Annotated in this window: 25 protein-coding genes and 5 pseudogenes; 14 read left to right on the top strand and 16 right to left on the bottom strand. The window is 66.8% G+C overall.

The genetic code is table 11. The features are described from left to right. Positions 1 to 20: 20 nt before the first annotated feature. Positions 21 to 686: an SDR family oxidoreductase gene (locus ACUDAL_RS00705; protein ID WP_444676764.1), complete on the bottom strand. Its 666-nt coding sequence runs from the start codon at positions 684 to 686 to the stop codon at positions 21 to 23. Positions 687 to 861: 175 nt separating this feature from the next. Between ACUDAL_RS00705 and ACUDAL_RS00700 the strand changes: the two genes are divergently transcribed. Together ACUDAL_RS00700 and ACUDAL_RS00695 are read left to right on the top strand one after the other, a co-directional pair. Then, a complete protein-coding gene (locus tag ACUDAL_RS00700) occupies positions 862 to 2,055 on the top strand; it encodes a hypothetical protein (protein ID WP_444676763.1) in 1,194 nt (397 codons plus the stop codon). Further along, positions 2,055 to 2,279, top strand: a complete 225-nt coding sequence (locus ACUDAL_RS00695) for a hypothetical protein (RefSeq protein WP_444676762.1) — start codon at positions 2,055 to 2,057, stop codon at positions 2,277 to 2,279. Before ACUDAL_RS00700 ends, ACUDAL_RS00695 begins: the two co-directional genes overlap by 1 nt. Before the next feature lie 33 nt (positions 2,280 to 2,312). Here the strand turns inward: ACUDAL_RS00695 and ACUDAL_RS00690 are convergent, their stop codons facing one another. From ACUDAL_RS00690 to ACUDAL_RS00670, 5 genes and pseudogenes are all read right to left on the bottom strand, one after another. Further along, a complete protein-coding gene (locus ACUDAL_RS00690) occupies positions 2,313 to 2,798 on the bottom strand; it encodes a LysE family translocator (protein WP_444676761.1) in 486 nt (161 codons plus the stop codon). Positions 2,799 to 2,800: 2 nt separating this feature from the next. Further along, positions 2,801 to 2,932, bottom strand: a complete 132-nt coding sequence (locus ACUDAL_RS00685) for a hypothetical protein (protein ID WP_444676760.1) — start codon at positions 2,930 to 2,932, stop codon at positions 2,801 to 2,803. 184 nt (positions 2,933 to 3,116) lie between these two features. Next, on the bottom strand, positions 3,117 to 3,515 hold the full coding sequence (locus tag ACUDAL_RS00680; protein WP_444676759.1) for a ferredoxin--NADP reductase: 399 nt from the start codon (positions 3,513 to 3,515) through the stop codon (positions 3,117 to 3,119). Positions 3,516 to 3,591: 76 nt separating this feature from the next. Continuing rightward, positions 3,592 to 3,804 (bottom strand): annotated as a pseudogene (locus ACUDAL_RS00675) (ferredoxin reductase family protein); the annotation flags it as partial. 77 nt (positions 3,805 to 3,881) lie between these two features. Further along, complete coding sequence (locus ACUDAL_RS00670; RefSeq protein ID WP_444676758.1) at positions 3,882 to 4,436, bottom strand: ferric reductase-like transmembrane domain-containing protein; 555 nt, start codon at positions 4,434 to 4,436, stop codon at positions 3,882 to 3,884. Positions 4,437 to 4,586: 150 nt separating this feature from the next. Between ACUDAL_RS00670 and ACUDAL_RS00665 the strand changes: the two are divergent. From ACUDAL_RS00665 to ACUDAL_RS00645, 5 genes and pseudogenes are all read left to right on the top strand, one after another. Beyond that, positions 4,587 to 5,020: pseudogene (locus ACUDAL_RS00665) on the top strand (Glu/Leu/Phe/Val family dehydrogenase); the annotation flags it as partial. Positions 5,021 to 5,053: 33 nt separating this feature from the next. After that, positions 5,054 to 5,884, top strand: coding sequence for a Glu/Leu/Phe/Val family dehydrogenase (locus ACUDAL_RS00660; protein ID WP_444679265.1), 831 nt, complete (start codon positions 5,054 to 5,056; stop codon positions 5,882 to 5,884). A 76-nt stretch (positions 5,885 to 5,960) separates the two neighbouring features. Beyond that, positions 5,961 to 6,728 carry a pseudouridine synthase gene (locus ACUDAL_RS00655; RefSeq protein ID WP_444676757.1) on the top strand — a complete coding sequence of 256 codons (768 nt, stop codon included), beginning with the start codon at positions 5,961 to 5,963 and terminating at the stop codon, positions 6,726 to 6,728. A gap of 92 nt (positions 6,729 to 6,820) precedes the next feature. Continuing rightward, a complete protein-coding gene (tcdA, locus tag ACUDAL_RS00650; protein WP_444679264.1) occupies positions 6,821 to 7,633 on the top strand; it encodes a tRNA cyclic N6-threonylcarbamoyladenosine(37) synthase TcdA in 813 nt (270 codons plus the stop codon). Between the two features lie 16 nt (positions 7,634 to 7,649). Then, positions 7,650 to 7,874 (top strand): DUF1653 domain-containing protein, encoded by a 225-nt coding sequence (locus tag ACUDAL_RS00645; RefSeq protein WP_444676756.1) that lies wholly within the window; start codon positions 7,650 to 7,652, stop codon positions 7,872 to 7,874. A gap of 254 nt (positions 7,875 to 8,128) precedes the next feature. Here ACUDAL_RS00645 and bfr read toward each other — a convergent pair whose 3' ends face one another. The 5 genes from bfr to lptF form a co-directional block, all read right to left on the bottom strand. After that, positions 8,129 to 8,611: a bacterioferritin gene (gene bfr, locus ACUDAL_RS00640; RefSeq protein WP_444676755.1), complete on the bottom strand. Its 483-nt coding sequence runs from the start codon at positions 8,609 to 8,611 to the stop codon at positions 8,129 to 8,131. A gap of 223 nt (positions 8,612 to 8,834) precedes the next feature. Further along, positions 8,835 to 9,041 carry a (2Fe-2S)-binding protein gene (locus ACUDAL_RS00635; RefSeq protein ID WP_444676754.1) on the bottom strand — a complete coding sequence of 69 codons (207 nt, stop codon included), beginning with the start codon at positions 9,039 to 9,041 and terminating at the stop codon, positions 8,835 to 8,837. Between the two features lie 109 nt (positions 9,042 to 9,150). Further along, positions 9,151 to 9,621, bottom strand: coding sequence for an RDD family protein (locus ACUDAL_RS00630; RefSeq protein ID WP_444676753.1), 471 nt, complete (start codon positions 9,619 to 9,621; stop codon positions 9,151 to 9,153). Positions 9,622 to 9,673: 52 nt separating this feature from the next. Continuing rightward, positions 9,674 to 10,738 (bottom strand): LPS export ABC transporter permease LptG, encoded by a 1,065-nt coding sequence (gene lptG / locus ACUDAL_RS00625; protein WP_444676752.1) that lies wholly within the window; start codon positions 10,736 to 10,738, stop codon positions 9,674 to 9,676. Beyond that, the gene (lptF, locus tag ACUDAL_RS00620) at positions 10,738 to 11,817 is read right to left on the bottom strand and encodes an LPS export ABC transporter permease LptF (protein ID WP_444676751.1); all 1,080 of its coding nucleotides are present in this window, start codon (positions 11,815 to 11,817) and stop codon (positions 10,738 to 10,740) included. Before lptF ends, lptG begins: the two co-directional genes overlap by 1 nt. 116 nt (positions 11,818 to 11,933) lie before the next feature. On the opposite strand from lptF, the pseudogene ACUDAL_RS00615 reads away from it, so the two are divergent. The 5 genes and pseudogenes from ACUDAL_RS00615 (at position 11,934) to ACUDAL_RS00595 (ending at position 19,476) form a co-directional block, all read left to right on the top strand. Further along, positions 11,934 to 13,452: pseudogene (locus tag ACUDAL_RS00615) on the top strand (leucyl aminopeptidase). A gap of 151 nt (positions 13,453 to 13,603) precedes the next feature. Beyond that, a complete protein-coding gene (locus ACUDAL_RS00610; protein ID WP_444679263.1) occupies positions 13,604 to 14,680 on the top strand; it encodes a branched-chain amino acid aminotransferase in 1,077 nt (358 codons plus the stop codon). A gap of 303 nt (positions 14,681 to 14,983) precedes the next feature. Next, complete coding sequence (locus ACUDAL_RS00605; RefSeq protein WP_086508068.1) at positions 14,984 to 15,424, top strand: DNA polymerase III subunit chi; 441 nt, start codon at positions 14,984 to 14,986, stop codon at positions 15,422 to 15,424. A 157-nt stretch (positions 15,425 to 15,581) separates the two neighbouring features. Next, a pseudogene (locus ACUDAL_RS00600) lies at positions 15,582 to 18,430 on the top strand (valine--tRNA ligase). A gap of 311 nt (positions 18,431 to 18,741) precedes the next feature. Beyond that, on the top strand, positions 18,742 to 19,476 hold the full coding sequence (locus tag ACUDAL_RS00595; protein ID WP_444676750.1) for a phosphatase PAP2 family protein: 735 nt from the start codon (positions 18,742 to 18,744) through the stop codon (positions 19,474 to 19,476). 71 nt (positions 19,477 to 19,547) lie between these two features. Here the strand turns inward: ACUDAL_RS00595 and ACUDAL_RS00590 are convergent, their stop codons facing one another. The 3 genes and pseudogenes from ACUDAL_RS00590 to ACUDAL_RS00580 form a co-directional block, all read right to left on the bottom strand. Continuing rightward, on the bottom strand, positions 19,548 to 20,000 hold the full coding sequence (locus ACUDAL_RS00590) for an META domain-containing protein (protein ID WP_444679262.1): 453 nt from the start codon (positions 19,998 to 20,000) through the stop codon (positions 19,548 to 19,550). Positions 20,001 to 20,027: 27 nt separating this feature from the next. Beyond that, positions 20,028 to 20,467: pseudogene (locus tag ACUDAL_RS00585) on the bottom strand (VOC family protein). Positions 20,468 to 20,496: 29 nt separating this feature from the next. Further along, the gene (locus ACUDAL_RS00580; protein WP_444676749.1) at positions 20,497 to 20,991 is read right to left on the bottom strand and encodes a DUF411 domain-containing protein; all 495 of its coding nucleotides are present in this window, start codon (positions 20,989 to 20,991) and stop codon (positions 20,497 to 20,499) included. Positions 20,992 to 21,084: 93 nt separating this feature from the next. Here ACUDAL_RS00580 and ACUDAL_RS00575 point away from each other — a divergent pair, with 93 nt between their 5' ends. After that, positions 21,085 to 21,621 carry a DNA-3-methyladenine glycosylase I gene (locus tag ACUDAL_RS00575; protein WP_444676748.1) on the top strand — a complete coding sequence of 179 codons (537 nt, stop codon included), beginning with the start codon at positions 21,085 to 21,087 and terminating at the stop codon, positions 21,619 to 21,621. A gap of 42 nt (positions 21,622 to 21,663) precedes the next feature. Continuing rightward, complete coding sequence (locus ACUDAL_RS00570) at positions 21,664 to 22,731, top strand: metal-dependent hydrolase (RefSeq protein ID WP_444676747.1); 1,068 nt, start codon at positions 21,664 to 21,666, stop codon at positions 22,729 to 22,731. Positions 22,732 to 22,734: 3 nt separating this feature from the next. On the opposite strand, the gene ACUDAL_RS00565 is transcribed toward ACUDAL_RS00570, so the two are convergent. Together ACUDAL_RS00565 and ACUDAL_RS00560 are read right to left on the bottom strand one after the other, a co-directional pair. Then, entirely contained in the window at positions 22,735 to 23,343 is a 609-nt protein-coding gene (locus ACUDAL_RS00565; protein ID WP_444676746.1) for an FMN-dependent NADH-azoreductase, read from the bottom strand. A 197-nt stretch (positions 23,344 to 23,540) separates the two neighbouring features. Continuing rightward, positions 23,541 to 24,122, bottom strand: a complete 582-nt coding sequence (locus tag ACUDAL_RS00560) for a superoxide dismutase (RefSeq protein WP_444676745.1) — start codon at positions 24,120 to 24,122, stop codon at positions 23,541 to 23,543. Positions 24,123 to 24,154 lie beyond the last annotated feature (32 nt).

Genomic DNA, 24,154 nt, shown 5'->3' with positions numbered 1-24,154 from the left:
TACCGCCTCGCACGGCAAGCCTACCAGGGCAGCGCTTCGCCGTTGCTGTGCCAGAAGCCGCCGCTGGTCTCGAGCGTCAGCGCTGCGATGCGCGCCGCGATGCCGGAGGCCGCTTTCTCGGGCGGGATCAGCCCACCGAAGTTGACCATGCGGGTCTGCACGTAGCCGGGATGGAGCTGGGCCACCGCGATGCCCCTGGGCTTGAGGTCGATGGCCAGCGACTTGCCGAAGGCGTTGAGCGCCGCCTTGGAGGCACGGTAGCCGTAGCGCCCGCCGGAGTCGTTGTCGGCGATCGAGCCCATGCGGCTGGTGACGTTGGCGACCTTGCTGCCCTGGCCAAGGTTGTCCAGCAGCGCCTCGGTCACGCGCAGCGGACCATAGGCGTTGACCTCCATCTGCTCGCGTATCGAGTCGAAGTCGAGCGTACCCAGTGACTCGTCGCGCAGCAGGCCGGCATTGTTGATCAGCAGATCGATCGCCTGCCCCCGCAACGCTTCCGCCAGCCGGGCGGCGTGCTCGGGCTGGGTCACGTCGATTCCCTCGATCACCTGGTCGGCCACCTCCTCGAGCTCGCTCGACGCGGCGCGGCACACGCCGATGACGTGCCAGCCCTCATCGTGATAGTGGCGGGCCAGGGCCAGGCCGATGCCGCGATTGGCGCCGGTGATCACTACGCAGGAAGCCATGGCGTTTCCTCTGTCGCGAATGAATGTCGCTCACCAGTGTGGCCAAGCGCGCACAGAGTGCAAGCGCCGGCCGGGCGCATACCGCTCGGCGGCGGCGCGCCATATAATGGTTACACGATGTCACCTTCTGCCGGCGGGTCCGCCTCGCCCCCTGCCCTTCACCAAGGAAGCGCCCATGGCCACTCGCGCCTATTCCGTGCCCCTCGCCGCCCTGGGTGGTGGCGCCGTCGGCTTCGTCGTTGGCTGGCAGCTGCCCGCCACCGCGCCCGACACCCTCCCGGTCATCGACGACGTCCACGCCGAGGTCGCCGCCCCGCCGCGGCTGGTGCTCGGCGAGCGCCAGCGCGGCGAGATCACCACCGCCAGCGAACTCAACGGCAAGGACGGCAGCCGCTTCGAACGCTACCTGCTGCCGCTGGAGCGGGGCACACTGCTCGAACTCGAGCTCGACGGCCCGCTGCAGGGCGCCCTGGCGCTCTACGATGCCCACCAACAGCTGCTGGTCGCCGGCCCGGCGCAGGACAGCCATGTCGCTCCGGCCGCCACCTCACTGCGCCGGCGCATCGACGAGAGCGGCGACTACCTGGTGGTGATCAGCGGGCAGGATGTGCACAGCTACGGCCCCTACACCCTGGCCAGCCGGCAGATGACGCTCACCACAAGCGACACCCTGGCCATGCCGTCCCAGGCCGACGGCTGGCTGCAGGAGGGCGGCGACACCTATACGGTGACCATCGAGGAGAGCGGCCTGTACCAGTTCGAGATGCGTTCGAGCGACCTGGATGCCTACCTGGTGCTGGAAGGCCCCAACGGCTACCGCCGCGAGGATGACGACAGCGCCGGCCAGCTTGATGCACGCATCGCCGACTTCCTCGAAGCCGGCGAGTATCGCCTCACCGCGCGCGCGGCCTATGGCCAGGCCAGCGGCCTCTACACTCTGCGGCTAGGCCCGCACGAAACCGCCTCTGGCGAAGCCCTGCGCAACAGCGGCGAGCTGCGGATCGACGAACCCCTGCACGGGTGGTTCAGCGGCTCGCCGCTGGTGTATCGCCTGGCGCTGGAGACGCCCGCCGCGGTCACCCTCGACCTGCTCTCCGCCGACTTCGATGCCTTCCTGGAGCTGCGCGGCGACGACCTCTTCGTCAGCGATGACGACGGCGGCGAAGGGCTGAACGCCCGGCTGCTGCAGCCGCTGCCGGCGGGGCGCTACGAGGTGGCGGCGCGCAGCCATAGCGGCAGCGGCAGCGGCCTGTTCGAGCTGCGCGCCGCGGCGATCCCCTGGAGGCCCAGCCCGGCAATGGCCGGCTCGGCATCGGCAGCGCCGTTCAGGCCTGGCTCGAACCGGGCTCCCGCAGCGTCTACGAGGTAGTGATCGAGGAACCCGGCCCCTATCGCCTGGACCTGCATTCGAAGGATTTCGACGCCTTCCTGGAGTTGGAAGGCGAAGGCCTAGCGCTCAGCGACGACGACGGCGGCGGCGAGCTCAACGCCCGTATCAGCGCCCACCTGGCGGCAGGCACCTACCGCACCACGGCCCGCGCCTACGGCAACAGCGAAAGCGGGCACTATACGCTGCTGCTCAGCGCGGAGTAGCGTGGGTCAACTCCGTCGGCCAACCGACCCGCCTCACCCCTTGGCGACGAGAAAAGCCCCGGCAGCCGCCATCAGCGCCCCGGCGGAGCGGTTGGCGCCCCGCATGGCGCGCTCGGTCTGCAGGAAGCGGCGGGCACCGCCGGCTCCCGCGGCCACCAGCATCAGGCCGAGCATCAGCCCGGCGAAGGTCAGGGCGACGGTCAGCGGCATGTCCCCCGCGGCCAGGGCGGTCAGGTCGACGAAGGTCGGCAGGAAGGCGATGTAGAACAGGATGACTTTGGGGTTGGAGGCGGAGATGAGGAAGCCCTGCAGGAACCCCTTCACGATGTCGCTGCGACGGGGCACCACGGCCAGCGCGGCGGCGGCGCCGACCGGCGAGCGCCACAGCTTCCAGGCCAGGTAGAAGAGGTAAGCGGCACCGGCATAGCGGATCAGCGTGAACGCCTCGCTGTAATGCTCGGCCAGCACCGCCAGGCCGTGGAAGGCCAGCAGCAGGTAGAACAGGTCGCTGAGCGTCATGCCTAGCGCCAGGGCCAGCAGGCACGCGCCCCCGAGGCCATGCCGCGGGCCAGGATGGCGAAGATGCCGGGGCCCGGGGTCACGGCAAAGACGAAGATGGCCAGGAAGTAGAGCAGCGCGCTTTCGGGGGTCATGGGGATCTCACCGCGGGGAGCCGGGGTTTGATCATGCCCGACGCCAGCGGGTCATGGCCAGCCCGAGCCGGCGCCGTGCGGCATCATGCCGCCAACCACAGCGCCAGCGTCAGGACGATCAGCAGCAGGATCACGCTGGCCAGGGTCCCCGCCCACTTGGCAATCACATGCAGCATGGCACCTCCTAGACGATATCGAAGCGGTCGGAAAAGATGTGGGTGGGGGCCACACCCTGGGCAATCAGGGCCTTTTCGGCGGCATTCATCAGCGGCTCCGGGCCGCAGATGAAGTACTGCCGGCGCCCGTCGTCGCGTGGCAGCCGCCGTTTCACCAGCGCCTCGTCGATCTTGCCGCTCTCGCCTTTCCACTCGGGCTCGGGATCGCTGATCACATGGATGACGTCGAGGTCGAGGCACTCCTCCAGCTCAGCCAGCTCGTCGCGGAAGGTGGCGTCCTCCCAGGTCTTGTTGGCATACAGCAGCCACAGTGGGCGCGTATCGCCCTGGTCGCGCAGCGAGCGCAGGATGCTCATGATCGGGGTAACGCCGATGCCGCCGGCGATCAGCACCTGCGCCGGAAGCATTCTCCGGGTCGGGCACGAAGGTGCCGTAGGGGCCTTCGACGAAGGCGCACGTACCCGGCGCCACCTCGGGCAGGGAGTTGGTGAAATCGCCTAGGCGCTTGGCGGTGAAGGCGAAGCGCTTGCCGTCACTGGCCGAGGAGGCCACCGAGAACGGGTGTTGCTGCAGCGAGAAGGGCGTGTCGCCCAGAGTGATCCAGATGAACTGGCCGGGGGCGAAGTTTAGCCGGTGGTCGCCTTCGGCCTGCAGGGTCAGGGTGGCGGCGTCGCCGCGTTCGGGCTCGTTGGCCACGATTCGCCAGGGGCGCCTGCGCAGGCGCCAGGGCCGCAACAGACGCGATTCGACGACGAGCAGCAGCGAAAGCCCCACTACCGCGCCGAGCAGCAGCGTGGCGACCGCCCCTCGGTGTAGTGCTGCACCATGACGGCATGCCCCAGCCCGCCGGCCACGATGAACAGCGTCAGCGCGCCGTGCAGCGCGCGCCACGCTTCATAGGAGAGCCCGAAGCGAGTGCGCCACAGCGAGCTGGCCACTAGTGCCAGCGTGGCCGCGACCAGCAGGATCAGCGTCACCGCACGCAGGGTGTCCTCTCGCGGGTCGAGATACTCGAGCCAGCCGGGACGCGTCGAGAGCATGACGATGGGATGCGCCAGCACCAGTAGCAGGGCGAAGATGCCGGTCTGGCGATGAAACTGCAGAAGGTTGTCGTAGCCGAGGGTCGCGGCAAACCAGCGATGGCGCCCCGAGATCACCGCCTGGCTGGCCAGTACGCCAAGGGCCAGCAGCCCCAGCAGCGCACCGAGTTCGGCACCCAGCTCACGCCCGGCGGGTGGGCGCGTGAGCAGCACCACGGCAATGGGCAGCAGTGCCAGCAGCAGATAGGCACCGCTCCAGAGCAGCGCGCTTCGAGCCAGTCGATGCATGCGGACCCTCCTTGTACGCGTGTCTGCTCAAGATAGTGCGTCAACACGCAACCAGCTGAAACATTATGTTATTCCGGCTTTTGGCCCGCCCCGCGGCGTTGCTGCTACGCTGAAGCAGGAGGCTCGTTCACCCCGCTGGAGGAGGAAGCCATGTCAGGGCAGATGGAACATGCCAACCTGTTCGAGGATGCGCGCTCGCACCTGGAGGACGTCTTCGCCGCCATCGACGTGCCTGGTGACGCCAGGGAACGCCTGATGCAGCCCAACCTGTCGCTGCAGGTCAGCGTGCCGGTGCGCATGGATGACGGCAGCCTCAAGGTCTTTCCCGGCTGGCGGGTGCAGTACGACACCACCCTGGGACCGGCCAAGGGCGGCATTCGCTTTCATCCCGACGTAAGCCAGGCCGAAGTGACCACGCTGAGCTTCTGGATGGCGGTGAAGTGCGCCGTGGTCGACCTGCCCTACGGCGGCGGCAAGGGGGCGTGAAGGTGGACCCCAAGCAGCTGTCTAAGCTGGAGCTGGAGCGGCTGGCACGCAGCTACATTCGCGCCATCGCCGATGTGGTAGGCCCTGAGCGCGACATTCCCGCACCGGACGTCAATACCAACGCCACCGTGATGGGCTGGATGGCCGACGAGTTCGATCACCTTGCGCGCGGCAAGGTGCCGGCCGCCATCACCGGCAAGCCGCCGGCGCTGGGCGGCTCGCAGGGCCGGGTAGCCGCCACCGGACGCGGCGCCCTGCACGTGCTCGACCTGTGGGCCGAGCGTGAGCAGCGCAAGCCCGAACAGACCACGGTGGCCATCCAGGGCTTCGGCAACGCCGCGTACCACTTCGCCCGCCTGGCCCATGAGCGGGGCTATCGGATCGTCGCGGTGTCCGACTCCAAGGGCACGATCTACAGCCGCGAAGGCCTCGACCCCGACGCCATCATGGAGCAGAAAGAGCGCAACAAGCGGCTGCACGACATGGTCTACTGCGACGATTCCGTGTGCATCGCCGAGAACGTGGAAAAATTGGAGCGCGACGAGCTGCTCACCCTCAAGGTCGACGTGCTCGCCCTGGCTGCGCTGGAGAACCAAGTACATGAGGAGAACGTCGACCAGCTGCGCTGCGGCGCCGTTCTGGAGATCGCCAACGGCCCGGTCACCGGTCAGGCCGATGTGCGCCTGGAAGAGCGCGGCGTACCGGTGCTGCCCGACGTACTGGCCAACACCGGCGGGGTGATCGTCAGCTATTACGAGTGGGTCCAGAACCGTAGCGGCGAGCGCTGGGCCGAAGAGGATATCAACAAGCGGCTGGCCAAGCGCCTGAAGGCGCAGAGCGACAAGGTGTTCGAGCGCGCCGAGCGTGACGGCATCTCCTATCGCAAGGCCGCCTATCGCCAGGGCATCGAGCGCATCGCCCATGCCATTCAGCTACGCGGCCAGTGCCAGGACAGCGAATGAGCGCCACCCGGCGCGGGGTGACAATCCCGGGCCGGGCGGCGACAATGGCGCCCCTCGCCGACAGGAGACGGGCCCGATGGCACAAGCGCTGCCGCTGCTTTACCAGGACGACTGGCTGGTTGCCGTGCACAAGCCGGCGGGCCTGCTGGTGCATCGCTCGCCGCTGGCCGGCGGCGAGCGCGAATTCCTGCTGCAGCGCCTGCGCGACCAGCTGGGCCAACGCGTCTATCCAGTTCACCGGCTGGACCGCCCTACCTCCGGCGTGATGGTCTTTGCCCTCGAGCCCGCCACTGCGGCGCGGCTGGGCGAGGCTTTCACCGAGCGCCACGTGGCCAAGCGCTACCTTGCCGTGGTGCGCGGCGTTGGGCCCGCCCAGGAGCGGCTCGACTACGCCCTGCGCGAGGAGGACGGCCGCCGGCCCAAGGCGGAGATGCCGGCGCTGGAGGCCGTGACCGAGGTGCGCCGGCTCGACAGCGTAGAGCTGCCGGTGCAGGTGGACCGCTACCCCATGAGCCGCTATTCACTGATGGAGGTGCGCCCGCAGACCGGACGGCGCCATCAGATTCGCCGCCACCTCTCGCGGCGCGGCTATCCGATCATCGGCGATGCCAAGCACGGCAAGGGCAACCACAACCGCTTCTTCGCTGAACGCCTGGCCTGCCCGCGGCTGCTGCTGGCCGCCGTCGAACTGGGCTTCGCCCACCCGGAAAACGGCGCGTGGCTGAGCCTGAGCTGCCGCCTGGACGCGCCCATGACGGCGCTGTTCGAGCGCTTCGGCTGGGCCGGCCACCTGCCGGTCGACCGCGCCAGCTGGCCGGCAACCGCTGCGCCTTGCCCGGCCTGAGTTCACCCGTTTCAACCCGGAGACGCCCCGCACCCCCATGACCGCCCCGTCTGCCCTCCCCCGTTTCGCCCGCCGCGCAGGACGACCATGCGCTGCGCTTCGGCGGCATTCGCCGCCTTTACGGCAACCGCGCGTTCGAGCGCTTCCGCACCGCCCATGTGGTGGTGGTGGGCGTGGGCGGCGTCGGCAGTTGGACCGTGGAGGCGCTGGCCCGCTCCGGCATCGGCCGGCTCACGCTGATCGACCTCGACGATGTGTGTGTCTCCAACGTCAACCGCCAGCTGCACGCGCTGGACGGCCAGATTGGCCGCCCCAAGGTGGCAGTGCTGGCCGAGCGCTGCCGAGCCATCCAGCCCGGCATCGAGGTGGTGGCCGACGCCGCCTTCGTCACCCCGACCAACCTGGCCGAGCGCATCCCCGACGACGCCGACTACGTGGTCGACGCCATCGACAGCGTGGCGGCCAAGGCAGCGCTGATCGCCTGGTGCCGACGGCGCAAGCTGCCTATCGTGGTGGCTGGCGCCGCCGGCGGCCAGACCGATCCCACGCGCATCATGGTGGCCGACCTCACCCGTACCGAGCACGACCCGCTGCTGGCCAAGGTGCGCGCCCGGCTGCGCCGGGATTACGGCTTCTCGCGCAACCCCAAGCGGCGCTTCGCCGTGGAGTGCGTCTATTCCGATGAGCAGCTGGTCTATCCAAGCGCGGACGGGGAAGTCTGCCTGCAGAAGCCGGCCGGCGGCGAATCGACCCGGCTCGATTGCGCCTCCGGCTTCGGCGCCGCCACCTTCGTCACTGGCAGCTTCGGCTTCGTCGCTGCCTCCCGGGTGCTGGCGCGCCTGGCACGCCAGGCTGAGAGCGTCGACGCACCTGGCAATGTCTCCCCTGACAACTTCGCCCCCTGACCTGGAGTCGTGCGTGATGTCTCACTCTCTTCCCGTTCCCGGCATCTACAGCCATTACAAGGGCAACCGCTACGAGGTGCTCGGCGTGGCCCACCACAGCGAGACCGAAGAGCCGCTGGTGGTCTACCGCGCGCTGTACGGCGATTACGGCCTGTGGGTGCGCCCGCTCGCCATGTTCACCGAGACCGTCGAAGTGCGCGGCGAGCCGGTGCCGCGCTTCGAGCTGGAGAAAGCGTTTTAGCTTCTCCCTTGACGCTAGCCGTGATGCGACCACCCCCGTAATCTGCTTCTCCGGAATGACACCCCCCAAGCCCGATAGCGGGTGTCGAAGGCCGGGGCGGTGAGCGACCTGCCGGCCAGGTCGGCCGGCGACTCGATGCCGCAGTCCATGCGCACCAATACCGAGGCCGGCGTAACTGTCGTAGACAACGCAAATGAAAACGGCACCGACGAGAGCCGGTGCCGTGGGTCTTGGCAGTACGAGCGCCGGCTACGTTACTCGTCGCCGGCTTCCTGCATCTGCTTGAGCATGTAGTTCTCGATGCCGACCTTGTCGATCAGGCCGAGCTCGGTCTCGATGTGGTCGATGTGGTCTTCCTCGTCGGCCAGAATCTCGCGGAACAGGTCACGGGTGACGTAGTCCTTGACCTGCTCACAGTAGGAGATGGCTTCGATATAGTCGTTGCGGCCATCGTGCTCGATCTTGAGATCGCTCTCGAGCATCTCGCGCACGTTCTCGCCGATATGCAGCTTGCCGAGGTCCTGCAGGTTGGGCACGCCCTCGAGGAACAGGATGCGCTCGATCAGCTTGTCGGCATGCTTCATCTCGTCGATGGACTCGTCGTACTCCCACTTGGCCAGCGCCTTCAGACCCCAGTCCTTGTACATCTTGGCATGCAGAAAGTACTGATTGATCGCCACCAGCTCGTTGCCGAGGGATTTGTTGAGGTATTCGATGACCTTGGCGTCGCCTTTCATTGCTGTCTCCCATTCTTGGCTGTCTGGGTGTCTTGCCTGTTTGTGTGTCTGGCCTTCGGAGTTCCCAACACACCACGTCACGTCCAACTAGACATGTTAGACAGTATTAACGCAAGAATGCAAAAAATCCAACCGGGACAATCGGTTGGATTCTTCGAAAAAAGAACGGGAGTGATTGGCATCGCAGCGGCAGCGCACCTGCCGGAGCCGAGCGGCCGTGATGCTAGACGGCGTAAGCAAGGTCGTCGGTGGAAGCCATCAGCTCGCTCTTGATCGCCTCGCGGGCGATGGTCTTACCGACGCACGCGCATTTTCCGCATTGGGTACCGCAGCCAGTATCGCGCTGGACGTCACGCCAGCTGCGAGCGCCATCCGCCACGCTCTCGCGGATCTTGCGGTCTGACACGCCCTTGCAGAGACATACGTACATCGGCATCACCTCGCTGTGCTTACGAGGTTTAATGTAAATGATTCGCATAGCCTATCGCAAGAGAAAAGCGCTTATTTTTTGACCAGCGTCAGGGTTCGCCTCGCCGAAGTCAGCGCTTGGGCACCACCACCACCTGCGTTCCCGAGACGATATCGGGCCAGCTGCGCCGCTCGGCGTCGAGCAACACCCACAGGTAGCCCAGACCGAAGGCCGCCAGTGAAAGCCAGGCCACGAGATAGCGCACCAGGCTCTGCCCCAGCGTGATGGTGCGGCCGTCACGGGTCTGAACCCGCAGCCGCCAGGCCTGCATGCCCAGCGTCATGCCGCCACGCGTCCACGAATAGGCGAAGAACGCGAAGGCGCCCGCCAGCAGCAGCAGTTGCAGCGTGATGCGCTCCAGCACGCCGCTGCCCACCTCCTCCGCCGCCAGGCCAAGGATGAAGCGCAGGAACGCCACGTGGGCGATGCCGAGCAGGATCCAGATTGCGAGAACCAGGAAGGCGTCGTAGAGCATCGCGCCGAGCCGCCTTCCGAGTGGCGCCGGCCACACATCGTCGAGTTGGGTGAAACGTCGTTGCATCGAAACCTCGCTCAATTGCATCGCAGCGTGACGCGGCACAGGGCGCACGTCCTCATCCCGAGCGGCGCAGCAGGTAAAAGCCTACGGCCGCACACAGCACGATCGGCGACAGTACCGCCCACACCGGCGAGAAGCCGAACACGGTGGAGGCCGGCGCCAGCAGGTCCTGCAGGTACTTGAACGATAGCCCCACGATCACGCCGTAGAAGACCCGCGTCCCGGCCGCCACGGTGCGCAGCGGCCCGAACACGAACGACGCCGCCACCAGCACCAGCGAGGCCATGGTCAGCGGCATCAGCATCTTCTGCCAGAAGTAGAGCAGCGGCTGGGTGGCCTGCAGCCCCTGGCCTTGGAGGAAACGGGCATAGGCCCACAGCTCGCTGGGCGCCTGACTGTTGATCGGCAGCAGCAAGCGGTTGAGCTGGGCCGGGGTCAGGCTGGTCTCCCAGGGGTGCTGGGCACGGTGCTCCGCTTCGGTGCGGTCGTCGAAAAAGCGCGTGATGCCCACCTCTTCCAGCTGCCAGCTGCCGTCGCGCCACACGGCGCGCTCGGCTACCACGGCCTCGCGCAGCTCGCGCCCCTCGAAGCGGTAGCGGGTCAGGTCGAGCACGGTGTCGTCGGCGCGGATGGCACCGAAGCGGTAGACGCTGTCGCCTTCGCGCTGCCAGCCGCCGCGCTGAGTCAGCACCGCGCCCTCGCCCTGCAGCTGTTCCAGGCGCCAGGCGCTGGCGAACTGCTCGGTGCGTGGGCTGACGTACTCCGAAGTCAACAGCACCACGGCCACCACCAGGATGATCGGCTTCATCACCCCCCACAGGATGCGGGCCAGCGAGCGGCCGGCGGCGCGCATCACCGTCAGCTCGTTGCTCGACGCCATGCTGCCCAGGCCGATCAGCGCGCCGATCAGCACTCCCACCGGGGCATACTGATAGAAGCGCCAAGGCAGGCGCATGAGCAGATAGAGCAGCACCTGGAAGGCGCCGTAGTTGCCTTCCACGTCATCCAGGTCGTTGATGTAGGAGATCACCAGATCGAGCCCCAGCAGCACCACTTGCACGACGATGATCGCCCCCAGCACGTTGCGGGCGATGTAGCGGTCGAGACGATCAGCCACCATCAACGCATCCCCCTGCGCTGGTGGTGCATCAACAGCCCAAGCCCAAGCGCCAGGAACACCAGGTGGATCGGCCACATGCCGATCGCCGCCGGCAGCGTGCCGCGCCCGATCGCGTCCAGCGCCGCCAGCAGCAGGCTGAGGTAGCAGATATGCAGGAAGATGGCGGGCAGCAGCTTGGCGAAACGCCCCTGGCGCGGATTGACCCGCGAGAGCGGCATCGCCATCAGGGTCAGGATGAACACCATCAGCGGCAGCGAGACCCGCCACTGCAGCTGGGCGCGGGCGCGGTCGGAGTCGTCGCGCAGCAGCTCCGCCGTGGTGGCGTACTCGGTGGACTCCAGCTCGCGCCGCTCGCCGCCGAGCGACAGGCGCACGGCGTAGGTGTCGAACTCCAGCCGCTCGGCCTCGAAGCGCCCCGGGTCGACGCTGTAGCGTTCGCCGTCGGCCAGCACCAGGAAGCGGCTGCCGGTGTCGGGGTCGACGGTCTGGTAGCCGCTGCCGGCGCGGGTCACGGCGGTTTCCGGCGAGCCGTCGCGGCGCCGCTGGCGTTCACTGATGAACACCTCCTGCATGCGGCTGCCGTCATCGCTGAACGACTCGGTGTAGGCGGTGCGACCGCCGCCGAAGTCCTGGAAACGCCCCGGCGCCAGGGCGGTGAAGTCGAGCCGGCTGCGCTGGTCCTCCAGCATCACCGCGTTGTGCAGCGCCCCTGCGGGCGTCAGCCACAGGCTGCACAGCCCCACCAGCAGCGCCACCAGGGTGGCCGGCACCAGGCTCACCTGGAACAGCCGGGCGGGGCTGATGCCGCAGGCCACCAGTACGGTGATCTCGCTGTTGAGATAGAGCTGCCCGTAGGCCAGCAAAATGCCGAGAAAGAACGCCAGCGGCAGAATCAGTTCGAGAAAGCCCGGCAGGTGAAAGAGCATCAGGTTGCCGAGAATGGTGGCCGGGATGTCGCCCTCGGCGGCGTCGGTGAAGTAGCGAATGAACCGGCTGCCCATGATGACCAGCAGCAGCACGCCGGCGACGGCGGCCATGGTCAGCAGGATCTCGCGGGTCAGATATCGAAAGATGATCATGCGGCGTCTTCCATGCAATGGCGCCATGCCTTGAGTACACTGGGGTGATTCGGCAGTGGCCCGGAGCCGTGCCGGCATTATCCAGAATCCCCCATCGCTTGTCTTGTGGAGTCACCATGGAATTCCCAGTTCACACGGCCAACCCTGCCAAGGCCGAATCGGCCTGTCTCGTGGTCCCGGTCTTCAAGGGCGGCGACCTGCTGCCCGCCGCCGCCAAGCTCGACAATGCCAGCGAGGGGCTGATCGGCCAGCTGATTGCACGGGGCGACTTCGATGCCAAGCTCGGCAGTGTGCAGCTGATTCCCTTCGCCCCCGGCCTCGGCGCCGAGCGCCTGCTGCTGGTGGGCCTGGGCGAGCGCGACAAGTGTCAGGAGCGCGCCTTCATCAAGGCCCTGGACGCCGCCTTCACCGCCGTGGCCGGGCTTGCGGTGGAAGACGCCGCGGTGGCCTTTGTCGACGTGCCGGTGGCCGAGCGCGGCGTGGCGTGGAAGGCGCGCATGACCGCCGAGGCAGCACAGCGTGCGGTCTACCGCTTCGACGAGTTCAAGTCGGAAAAAGCGCCGCGCCCGCGGCTCGAGCGCGTCACCCTGCTGCTTGGCGAGGCCGATGCCGCCGACGAAACCCGCGAAGGCGCACGTATCGGCAACGCCGTGGGCCAGGGCGTGGCCTATACCCGCACCCTGGGCAACCTGCCGGGCAACGTCTGCACACCGAGCTACCTGGCCGACCAGGCCGAGCAGCTCGGCCGTGAGTCGGGCGGCACCCTCGAGGTCGAGATCCTCGACGAAGCCGCGCTGGAGGAGCTCGGCGCCCACAGCCTGCTCTCGGTGGGCCGCGGCAGCGAGCAGCCCTCGCGGCTGATCGTGATGAAGTACCAAGGCGCCGAGAACGCCGACGAGGCCCTCACGTACTGGTCGGCAAGGGCATCACCTTCGATACCGGCGGCATCTCGCTCAAGCCCGGCGAGGCCATGGACGAGATGAAGTTCGACATGTGCGGCGCGGCCAGCGTGTTCGGCACCGCCAAGGCGGTACTCGGCATCCGCCCCAAGCTCAATTTGGTGTTCATCGTCGCCGCCGCCGAGAACATGCCCGACGGTCGCGCCACCAAGCCCGGCGACATCATCAAGACGCTCAAGGGCCTCACCGTGGAAGTGCTCAACACCGACGCCGAGGGGCGCCTGGTGCTGTGCGACGCCCTGACCTACGCCGAGCGCTTCGAGCCTGCCAGCGTGGTCGACATCGCCACCCTCACCGGCGCGGCGATCATCGCCCTGGGCCACCACGCCACCGGCCTGCTCTCCAATGACGACGATCTGGCGCTGGATCTGCTCGACGCCGGCGAGGCGGCCTGGGATCGCGCCTGGCACCTGCCGCTGTGGGACGAGTACAAGGAGCAGCTCGACTCCAACTTCGCTGACATGGCCAATATCGGCGGCCGCCCGGCCGGCACCATCACCGCGGCCTGCTTCCTCTCGCGCTTCGCCGACAAGTTCCCTGGGCGCACCTGGACATCGCCGGCACCGCCTGGACCTCGGGCAAGCAGAAGGGCGCCAGCGGCCGCCCGGTGGGTCTGCTGACCCAGTATCTGCTCGACCGCGAGGAAGAGTCGCGCCAGGTCGATGGCAACGCCTGACGCCGCCAAGGTTGCCAACACGGGCGCCAACCGTTACATCTGACGCCATGCACGCCTCGGGCCGCCGGCCCGAGGCGTCGAAGAACCCCAAGAAAACGCCGGAATCCCGGCATAGCGGAGACCCTTTGCCGTGCCCAACGCCAACTTCAAGATGCTGCCCACGACCGTTCCCACGGCAGCCAACCTTCGCGACGACATCCTTGCCAACCCCGGCTTCGGCCGCTACTTCAGCGACCACATGGCCCACGTGCGCTGGACGGCCGAGGCCGGCTGGCACGGCCATGAAGTCCGCCCCTACGGCCCGCTGACCCTCGACCCGGCGGCCGCCGTCCTGCACTACGGTCAGGAGATCTTCGAAGGCATCAAGGCCTACCGCCACGCCGACGGCTCGATCTGGTCGTTCCGCCCGGAGAAGAACGCCGAGCGCTTCCGCCGCAGCGCCCGTCGCCTGGCGCTGCCCGAACTCAGCGACGAAGACTTCGTCGGCTCGCTCCAGGCCCTGCTCGCCCAGGACCACGCCTGGGTGCCGACACCCCGCGACGAGGCCGATGAATCCAGCCTCTACCTGCGCCCGTTCATGATCGCCAGCGAGAAGTTCCTCGGCGTGCGCCCCGCCCATGAGGTCGACTATTACGTCATCGCCTCCCCGGCCGGCGCCTACTTCAAGGGCGGCATCGCCCCAGTGTCGATCTGGCTCTCCTCGCACTACAAGCGCGCTGCCCCCGGCGGCACCGGCTTCGCCAAGTGCGGCGGCAACTACGCGGCCTCTTTGGCTGCCCAGAAGGAAGCCGAGAAGTACGGCTGCAGCCAGGTCGCCTTCCTCGATGCCACCGAGAACAAGTGGATTGAGGAGCTGGGCGGCATGAACCTGTTCTTCGTCTACAAGGACGGCCGCCTGGTCACCCCGCGCCTGACCGACACCATTCTCGAGGGCGTGACTCGCGACTCGGTGCTGACCCTCGGCCGCGACGAAGGCCTGACGCCGGAAGAGCGCGCCATCAGCATCGACGAGTGGCGCGACGGTGTGGCCTCAGGCGAGATCGCCGAGGTCTTCGCCTGCGGCACCGCGGCGGTGATCACTCCGGTGGGTCAGCTGGTCACCGAAGACGGCACCGTGCAGATGCCCGACGCCGGCAACGAGATCGCCAAGCGCCTGCGCGGCAAGCTGCTCGATCTGCAGTACGGTCGCGCCGAAGACAAGCACGGTTGGTTGACCAAGCTGATCTGACAAGGATTCCCTGCTGCGCTCGAGATCCTGGCCGCCGGCGGTGCTCACGATCCTCATTGAGCAACAGTCAACTCCGGTCGCTCCGCTCCGGCGGCGGCCAGCCTCTCATCGCTCGCGACGGGAATCCACGCTTCGTTAATGACATTTGAGTCTGCTACCTAGACGAGGGGCGTCGGGGACAGGGTGAAGAGGAGGTCTTTTGCTATGGATGGCAAAAGTAGCGCCCAGGGATGGGTTCACAGCGCCTCCTCGTAACCCTGTCGCCGGCAAAGCCCCTCTGCCACCGAGGTCAGAGAGCCTTCCATGACCCAGGTCGACTTCTACATTCTCCCCGACACCACGCTGGAAGCGCGGCTCGACTTCGCCTGTCGACTGGCCGAGACCATCGCCGGCAAGGGCTACCGGCTGCACCTGCACGCCGAGGACGAGGCCATGGCCAGTGATCTCGACGAGCGGCTGTGGACCTTCCGCCCCGAGGCCTACCTGCCCCACGCCCTGCTCGGCAGCGAGATGGCCGAGAGCGTGGCGGTGACCATCGGCTGGGAACAGCCGCCCGAGCCCAGCGCCGAAGCGCCCATGGCGCTGCTCAACCTCGACCCGGGCATCCCTGAGTGGTTCTCGCGCTTCGAGCGGGTCGCCGAGATCATCAACCAGCATCAGCAGGTGCTCGTCGCCAAGCGCGAGTGCTGGCAGACCTACAAGCAGCGCGGTTATCCCGTCAAGGCACATCAGCTCAAGGGGTGAGTCCTGCCCCCGGCGCCCCTCTGAAGTGTTAACACACCTGGCTGACGCCCACTCCCCCATCGCGCTATAATCGAGCCCATTTTTCGCACGCTTTCGATGACTTCCCGCCGCCCGGCCCACGACCCGGCGGCGATCATTTCTGGACCCGGAACGCCCCATGGACAAGACCTACCAACCCGAGCAGATCGAATCCCGCTGGTACGAGCGCTGGGAGGCCGACGGCCGCTTCGCCCCTCGGGCGAGGGCGAACCCTACTCGATCATGATCCCGCCGCCCAACGTCACCGGCAGCCTGCACATGGGCCACGCGTTCCAGGACACCATCATGGACACGCTGATCCGCTGGCGCCGCATGCAGGGCAACAACACCCTGTGGCAGGTGGGCACCGACCACGCCGGCATCGCCACCCAGATGCTGGTCGAGCGCAAGGTCGCCGCGGAAGAGGGCAAGAGCCGCCACGACCTGGGCCGCGAGGCGTTCATCGACAGGGTGTGGGAGTGGAAGCACGAATCCGGCGGCCACATCACCCGCCAGCTGCGCCGCATGGGCGCCAGCGTCGACTGGTCGCGCGAACGCTTCACCATGGACGATGGCTTCTACAAGGCGGTGCAGGAAGTCTTCGTGCGGCTCTATGAAGAGAACCTGATCTATCGCGGCAAGCGCCTGGTCAACTGGGACCCCACCCTGCACACCGCCATCTCCGACCTCGAGGTCGAGAACCGCGAGCAGCAGGGCCAGTTCTGGCACTTCCGCTATCCGCTGGCCGACGGCGTGACGACCGATGCCGGCCTCGACTACCTGGTGGTCGCCACCACCCGCCCCGAGACCCTGCTCGGCGATACCGGCGTGGCGGTCAACCCCGAAGATCCGCGCTACGCCTCGCTGATCGGCAAGTTCGTCGAGCTGCCCTTGGTCGGCCGCCGCATCCCCATCGTCGCCGACGAGCACGCCGACATGGAGAAGGGCTCCGGCTGCGTGAAGATCACCCCGGCTCATGACTTCAACGACTACGAGGTGGGTCGTCGCCACGGCCTGCCGCTGATCAACGTCTTCACCCAGGACGCGGCGATCCTGCCCCAGGCCGAGGCCTTCGACATCCAGGGCCGCCCGCTGCCCGAGATCGATCCCAGCCTGCCCCAGGCCTATGCCGGCCTCGACCGTTTCGAGGCGCGCAAGCGGATCGTCGCCGACATGGAAGCCGCCGGCTTGCTCGAGCAGATCGAGACGGTCAACAACACCCTGCCCTTTGGCGACCGCTCCGGCGACGTCATCGAGCCGCTGCTCACGGACCAGTGGTTCGTCGCCGTGGAGAGCCTGGCCAAGCCCGCCATCGCCGCGGTGGAGAACGGCGACATCCAGTTCGTGCCCAAGAACTACGAGAACATGTACTTCTCGTGGATGCGCGACCTGCAGGACTGGTGCATCTCGCGTCAGCTGTGGTGGGGCCACCGTATTCCCGCCTGGTACGACGCCGAGGGCAACGTCTATGTCGCCCGCACCGAGGCCGAGGCCCGCAAGAAGCACGGCCTGGGTGACGATGTCGTCCTGACCCAGGACGAAGACGTGCTCGACACCTGGTTCAGCTCGGGGCTGTGGACCTTCGGCACCCTGGGCTGGCCGGAGCAGACCCCGGAGCTGGCGACCTTCCACCCCTCCAGCGTGCTGGTCACCGGCTTCGACATCATCTTCTTCTGGGTCGCGCGGATGATCATGCTGACCCTCAAGTTCACCGGCGAGGTGCCGTTCAAGACCGTCTACGTGCACGGCCTGGTGCGCGACGGCCAGGGCCAGAAGATGTCCAAGTCGAAGGGCAACGTGCTCGACCCCATCGACCTGATCGACGGCATCACCCTGGACGAGCTGCTCGAGAAGCGCACCGGCAACATGATGCAGCCGCAGAAGGCCAAGGCCATCGCCAAGGCCACCCGCGACGAGTTCCCCGAGGGCATCGAGCCCCACGGCACCGATGCGCTGCGCTTCACCTTCCTCTCCCAGGCCACCACCGGGCGCGACATCAAGTTCGACATGGGCCGCCTCGACGGCTACCGCAACTTCTGCAACAAGCTGTGGAACGCCTCGCGCTACGTGCTGATGAACGCCGAGGGCCAGGACTGCGGAGCAGACGGCGGCGAGGTCGAGCTGTCGCTGGCCGACCGCTGGATCGTCTCGCGCCTGCAGCAGACCGAGGCCCAGGTGACCAAGGCGATGGAGGAGTTCCGCTTCGACCATGCGTCGCAAGCGCTCTACGAGTTCGTCTGGAACGAGTACTGCGACTGGTACCTGGAGCTCTCCAAGCCGGTACTGTGGGACGAAGGCGCCAGCGAAGCGGCCAAGCGCGGCACCCGCCGCACCCTGGTGCGGGTGCTGGAGGCGATCCTGCGCCTGGCCCACCCGATGATGCCGTTCATCTCCGAGGAGATCTGGCAGCGCGTGGCACCGCTGGCGGGCAAGGCTGCGGGCGACGGCAGAGAATCGATCATGGCACAGCCGTGGCCCGTGGCCGAGCAGGAGAAGATCGACGAGCAGGCGACCCGCGACATCGAGTGGCTCAAGGGCGTGATCGTGGCAGTGCGCAACGTGCGTGCCGAGATGAACATCGCCCCGGGCAAGCCGCTGGAGGTGCTGCTGACCAAGGGCTCGCAGGCGGATCGCGAGCGCCTCGAGGCCAACCGCCTGTTCCTCGCCAAGCTGGCCAAGCTGGAAAGCGCCACCTGGCTCGACGACCCGAGCCAGGCGCCGCTGTCGGCCACGCAGCTGGTCGGCGACATGGAGGTGCTGGTGCCCATGGCCGACCTGATCGACAAGGACGCCGAGCTCGCCCGCCTGGCCAAGGAGATCGACAAGCAGGACAAGCTGATCGGCGGCATCGAGAACAAGCTCGGCAACGAGAGCTTCGTGGCCAAGGCGCCGGAGGCGGTGGTCGAGAAGGAGCGCGGCAAGCTCAAGGAGTACCAGGCGGCTCGCGCCGTACTGCTCGAGCAGCGCGACAAGATCGCCGCGCTGTGACAGCGGCCCGCAACCGCCGCGTGGTGACTTTTCAGCGGCCCGCAACCGCCGCGCGGTGACTTTTCAGCGGCCCGCAACCGCCGCGTGGTGACTTTCAGCGGCCCGCAACCGCCGCAGGGTTAGCCTTCCGGTCGGCCGCATACCGCGGCCGACCGGAAGCCAGGGAACGCGACCTAAGTGGCCCTTGGCAAGGCAGGCAGCGGCTATGTGCCGCTGCGGGCCACTGGCTTGATGCGCATTAGGGAACACTGTTCTGATATGCGCGTTTCGCCTAGAATGGTGGCACTCACTCATCACCTCGTGTCGTCCCGATGCCTCAGACCGATTCCACCTTAGCGCTTGGCCGCATCCTGCTGTTCAACCTTCTTGGAGCCTTTCTGGTCCTGTCGTGGCTCTCCCCGGGGCTGTTGTTCTGGACCGAACTGGACGACGCGGTCTTCTTCACCACCAACGCCTGGCTGACCGAAGAGAACGAAGCCTGGGTGCTGTTCGTGGCCGCCACCAACAATCGACTGTTCGATGTCTTCAGCCTGTTCGTGCTGCTGGCAATCTACCTCTGGGCCATCAGCCGCGATTCCAACACCCGGCATCGCCTGCTGCGCTGGGGCGGCATCGGCCTAACCATGCTGCTGTCGGCGGTCTTTATCGCCCAGGGCGTGCGCATGGCAGTGCCCTACACCCACCCGAGCCCCACCCTGGTGTACGAGAATGCCAACCTGGTGACCCAGATGGTCGACTTTGCCACCAAGGACAGCTCCGGCAGCAGTTTCCCCGGCGACCACGGCGTCAACCTGATTCTCTTCACCGCCTTCATGTGGCGCTTCGCGGGCTTCCGGGTCATGCTGGTCAGCACCCTGTTTGCCGTACTGCTCAGCGCACCGCGCATCCTCAGCGGCGCCCACTGGTTCAGCGACGTCTACTTTGCCGCCCTGGCCATCAACTTGATTGTCACACCCTGGATTTTGCTCACCCCGGTGGGGCCCGGCCTGGCAAGGCTGATCACGTCGGGCTTGATCAAGGTGCGCAACGCCCTGCCGGGGCGCTGAAACGCGGCATGCAAGCAGCAAAAAGCGCGGAGACGATCCGCGCTTTTTTTGGTTTTTCTGCTGGGTTTTGCTCAATTGGCCTTGCGCCAGCCTCCCAACACGCGCTGATCCGGACCGAAGAACACCAAACGGTCGTGGTCGATCAGAAAGCGATAGGCATTTTCCATCATCCCGGTGACGCGCCGGGCATCATCGAGCTGCGGGCAGGCCATGCGGGTGGTACTCAGCTGGCTGAACTGGATGCGGTTGCCCTCATCGAGCTGCACCCGGCCATTGAGCGTGTTGCAGCCGTCGCTGCCCGTCACCCGTCCATCGGGCGAGACGATGAAGTGCGGCGTACTGGGCATGGCAAGGCGCTCGTCGGTGCCGACCAGCAACAGGTTCCAGCGCTGCCCCACCACGGGATGGTCGGATGCCACCGCCGGGCCATCGCGGCGGGTCGTATCGGCAGGCTGGCTGCCGCAGGCGGCCAGGGTCGCTGCCGCCAGCACCAGCAGCAGCGCCCGGCCAAGGCGTGTCTTGATCGTTGTCACTCAGGATTCCTTCTCGTTCTACCAGGTGCCGGTATTTTCCATGGAGGCCCAGGGCTCCTGGGCGCTAGCGGGTCGCCCTTTTGCAGCAGCTCCACCGAGATGCCGTCGGGGCTGCGCACGAAGGCCATGTGGCCGTCACGCGGTGGGCGAAGGATGGCCACCCCACCCGCCTGCAGCCGATCGCACAGCGCATAGATATCGTCGACGCGGTAGGCCAGGTGGCCGAAGTTGCGTCCGCCGCCGTAGTGTTCCGGATCCCAGTTGTAGGTCAGCTCGAGCTCGGGAGCCTTGAGCCGCTCCGAGCGCGCCGCATCCTCGGGCGCCGCCAGGAACACCAGGGTGAAGCGGCCCTTCTCGTTCTCCTTGCGCCGCACTTCACGCAGGCCCAGCAGGTCGCAGTAGAAGTGAAGGGACGCCTCCAGGTCGCTGACGCGCACCATGGTGTGCAGGTATTGCATGGCCACCTCGTTCCGTTTCGTCGGGGGAATCAGTCGAAAGTGTACTCGCTGAAAATCTGCGGAGTACGATCCGCGTGCTGCCAGGTCAGCACCGAATAGTCATCATAGCGCCCCGTTTCCATGCCCGGCGAGCCATGCGGCATGCCCGGCACGGTGAGGCCCACCACATCGGGGCGCTCCTGCAGCAGGCGATGGATATCGGCGGCCGGCACATGGCCCTCGATCACGTAGCCGTCGACCAGCGCGGTGTGGCAAGAGGCGAGCTCCGGCGTCACGCCGTGCTCCTGCTTGATCGCTCGCATGTCGCGGGTCTTGTGCTGGCGCACCTCGAAACCCGAGTCCCTGAGGTGATCGGCCCAGTCGGTGCAGCAGCCGCAGTTGGGATCCTGGTACATCTCCACCACCAGCCCGGCCTGGGAGCTGGCACCGGGTGTAAAGGCGAGATAGAGGGCCAAGGCACCGCCGCCCAGCAGGGAGAGGACGGTCACCTTTTTCGTCTTGCGATTCATGGGTAGGCTTTTCATGCTGGGTGGCTCCTGAAGCGTTGACGCCGGATAATGGAATCGTGACAAGCCCCCGAGGGCTTGCCAATACCCACGAAGGGAAAGAGAGCGGAAATGTCGCACTATTGTGATCTGGCACCCGGCCACCCCTTTCACGGCCCCTACCACGACACGGAATACGGCTTCCCTGTCTCCCACGACCCGGCGCTGTTCGAGCGCCTGGCGCTGGAGATCAACCAGGCCGGCCTGTCCTGGCTGACCGTGCTGAAGAAGCGCGACGCTTTCTCTCGGGCCTTTGACCACTTCGACGTCGATCGAGTTGCCGACTACGGCGACGCCGAGCGCGAGCGGCTGCTGCAGAACAGCGCCATCATTCGCAACCGACGCAAGATCGAGGCCGTGATCCACAACGCCGGCGTGATACGCGAGCTACGCGAGCGCCACGGCAGCTTCGCCGCCTGGCTCGATCACCACCACCCGCTGACGAAAGAGGCGTGGGTCAAGCTGTTCCGCCGTACCTTTCGCTTCACCGGCCCGGAAATCGTCGGTGAATTCCTCATGAGCTCAGGCTACCTGCCGGGGGCTCATCGCGAGGATTGCCCCGTGCAGGCGCGAATCCTTGCCGCCGGTCCCGCCTGGTGCCGGGCCTGAAACACAAGTCGCCTTACGCAGGAACAGGAGGAGGTCTTTGGAATGGATACCTTGACACAGGCCGCGCTGGGCGCCGCCGTCGGGGGCGCCGTGCTGGGGCGGCGGCTGGGCCGCAAGGCGGTAGTGATCGGCGCGGCGCTGGGCACCCTGCCCGACCTCGACGTCTTCCTCGACTACGGCGACGCCGTGCTCAACGTCACCGAGCACAGGGGGTTCACGCACTCACTGTTCGTCCTCACCGGGCTCGGCACGCTGCTGGCACTGCTGGCGTGGCGCTTCGCCCCGGCGCGGGACATCACGCTCAGGCGCTGGTGGGCGTTCTTCGTGCTCGCCTTGGTCACCCACCCGCTGCTCGACGTGCTGACCACCTACGGCACCCAGATCTGGTGGCCGCTGGACGTGCGCCCCAGCGCCTGGCCGGTGGTCTTTATCATCGACCCGCTCTATACCCTGCCGCTACTGGTGGGCATCGGTATCGCACTGATCACCGGCAACGGTTTCCGCGCGCCGGCCTGGGGGCTGGCGCTCTCCTGTGCCTACCTGCTGTTTGCCATGGTCGCCAAGGGCGTGATCGAGCACCGACTGACGCCGGTACTGGCGGAGCGCGGGCTAAAGGATGCGCCCCGGCTGGTGCAGCCTACCCCGTTCAATACCCTGCTGTGGCGAGTCACCATCATCGACGGCGACGACCACCATGAGACCCTGATCGGCCTGCTCGACGGCGATACGCCGCCGGTTGTGGAAACGTTTCGGCGCGGCGCCGAGCTCGAGCCCGCCGCCCTGGAACTGGAGAAAGGCGAGCGGCTCCACTGGTTCGCCGGGCCTTACCTGCGCTATGAAGTCCGCCAACGCGACGGCCGGGAAACCCTGGTCGCCACCGATGTGCGACTGGGGTTCCCCGGCTTCTATGCCTTCAGCTATGCGCTGGCGACCCGCGAGGGTGAGACGTGGCAGGCGCTGGCGCCCACCGAGATGATCACGCCCGATGCACGCGCCGACCTGGACGCCCTGGGCCAGCTGGCGGCCCGCATCCTGACCCCCGAGGCCAGGCTATGCACCAGCGATTTCGTCACCGACCGCTGGGTGGCGGAGGTGCCCGAGGCGTGCTGAGCCCTACAGCCCGGCCACCAGGCCATCAATGGCCTGGCGGGCCTCCTTGAGCGCGGCATCGCGCCGACCCTCGCCCATGGCAAGCCCTTCGGCATAGACCACCGACACGTCGCTGATGCCGATCATGCCCAGCATCGCCTTCAGGTGCGGGGTCTGGGTGTCGAGCGCGGTGCCGGCGTACTGGCCGCCGCGAGCGGCCAGGATCACGGCGCGCTTGCCCTGCACCAGCCCCTCGGGCCCCTGCTCGGTGTAGCGGAAGGTGACACCGGCACGCATCACGCGGTCGAACCAGGCCTTGAGCTGGCTCGGAATGCCGAAGTTGTACATCGGCACCGCCAGCACCAGCACGTCGTGGGCCTGCAGCTCATCGATCAGCGCATCGGAGCGCTGTACCAGCACCTGCTGTTCGGCGGAGCGTTCTGCGGCGGCGACCTGCCAGCTGGAGAGCTCCTCGAGCCCCAGGTGGGGCAGCGATTCGGCGGCCAGGTCGCGCTGGGTGACGGCGAGGTCGTCGCGCTCCGCCGCGCGATGGCGGAAATGGCTGGCCAGGGCGCTGGATTGGCCGTGCTCGCCGAGAATGGAAGAGGTAAGGAGCAGAATGCGGTTTGCCATGACGGTCTCCCTCGATGGGTCAGGTGATGAACGCCATGTTACGTTTATTTTTTACAACGAAAAGCGCATAGTTTTGCGTTTTTCTTTCTAAAAAACGAAAATAAAGGCCGCAACAGCCGGGGACGCACCAGCAAAAAGCCCCGCCGGTTGGCGGGGCCGAGCTGGCGACAGAAACGACCCGCGAACGGCGTCGTCGATCAGCCGCCGAAGTTCTGGGCGACGAAGTCCCAGTTCAGCACATTCCAGACGTTCTCGAGATACTTGGGGCGGGCGTTGCGGTAGTCGATGTAGTAGGCATGCTCCCATACGTCGATGGTCAGCAGCGGGGTCTGGCCGTGGGCAATGGGAGTGTCCGCATTGCTGGTGTTGACGATGTCGACGCCGCCGTCGGCGGTCTTGATCAGCCAGGTCCATCCGGAGCCGAAGTTGGCCACGGCATTGGCGTTGAAGGTTTCCTTGAACTTAGCGAAGGAGCCGAACTTGGCGTTGATCGCCTCGGCCAGCGCACCGCTCGGCTCACCGCCACCGTTGGGCGCCAGGCAGTGCCAGTAGAAGGTGTGGTTCCACACCTGGGCCGCCTGGTTGAACAGGCCACCGGAAGAGGACTGGATGATCTCTTCCAGGGACTTGTTGGCGTCCTCAGTGCCGTCAGTCAGCTCGTTGAGCTTGGTGACATAGGCCTGGTGGTGCTTGCCGTAGTGATACTCGAGCGTCTCGGCAGAAATGTGCGGCTCGAGCGCGTTCTTCTCGTAGGGCAGTGCCGGCAGTTCAAATGCCATTGTTGTGGCTCCTTGCTGTTCACGGTGAATGA

Origin of the sequence: Halomonas sp. E19, assembly GCF_052439355.1 — a bacterium.
GTDB lineage: Bacteria > Pseudomonadota > Gammaproteobacteria > Pseudomonadales > Halomonadaceae > Halomonas.
This window is presented reverse-complemented; position numbering and strand designations above follow the sequence as displayed.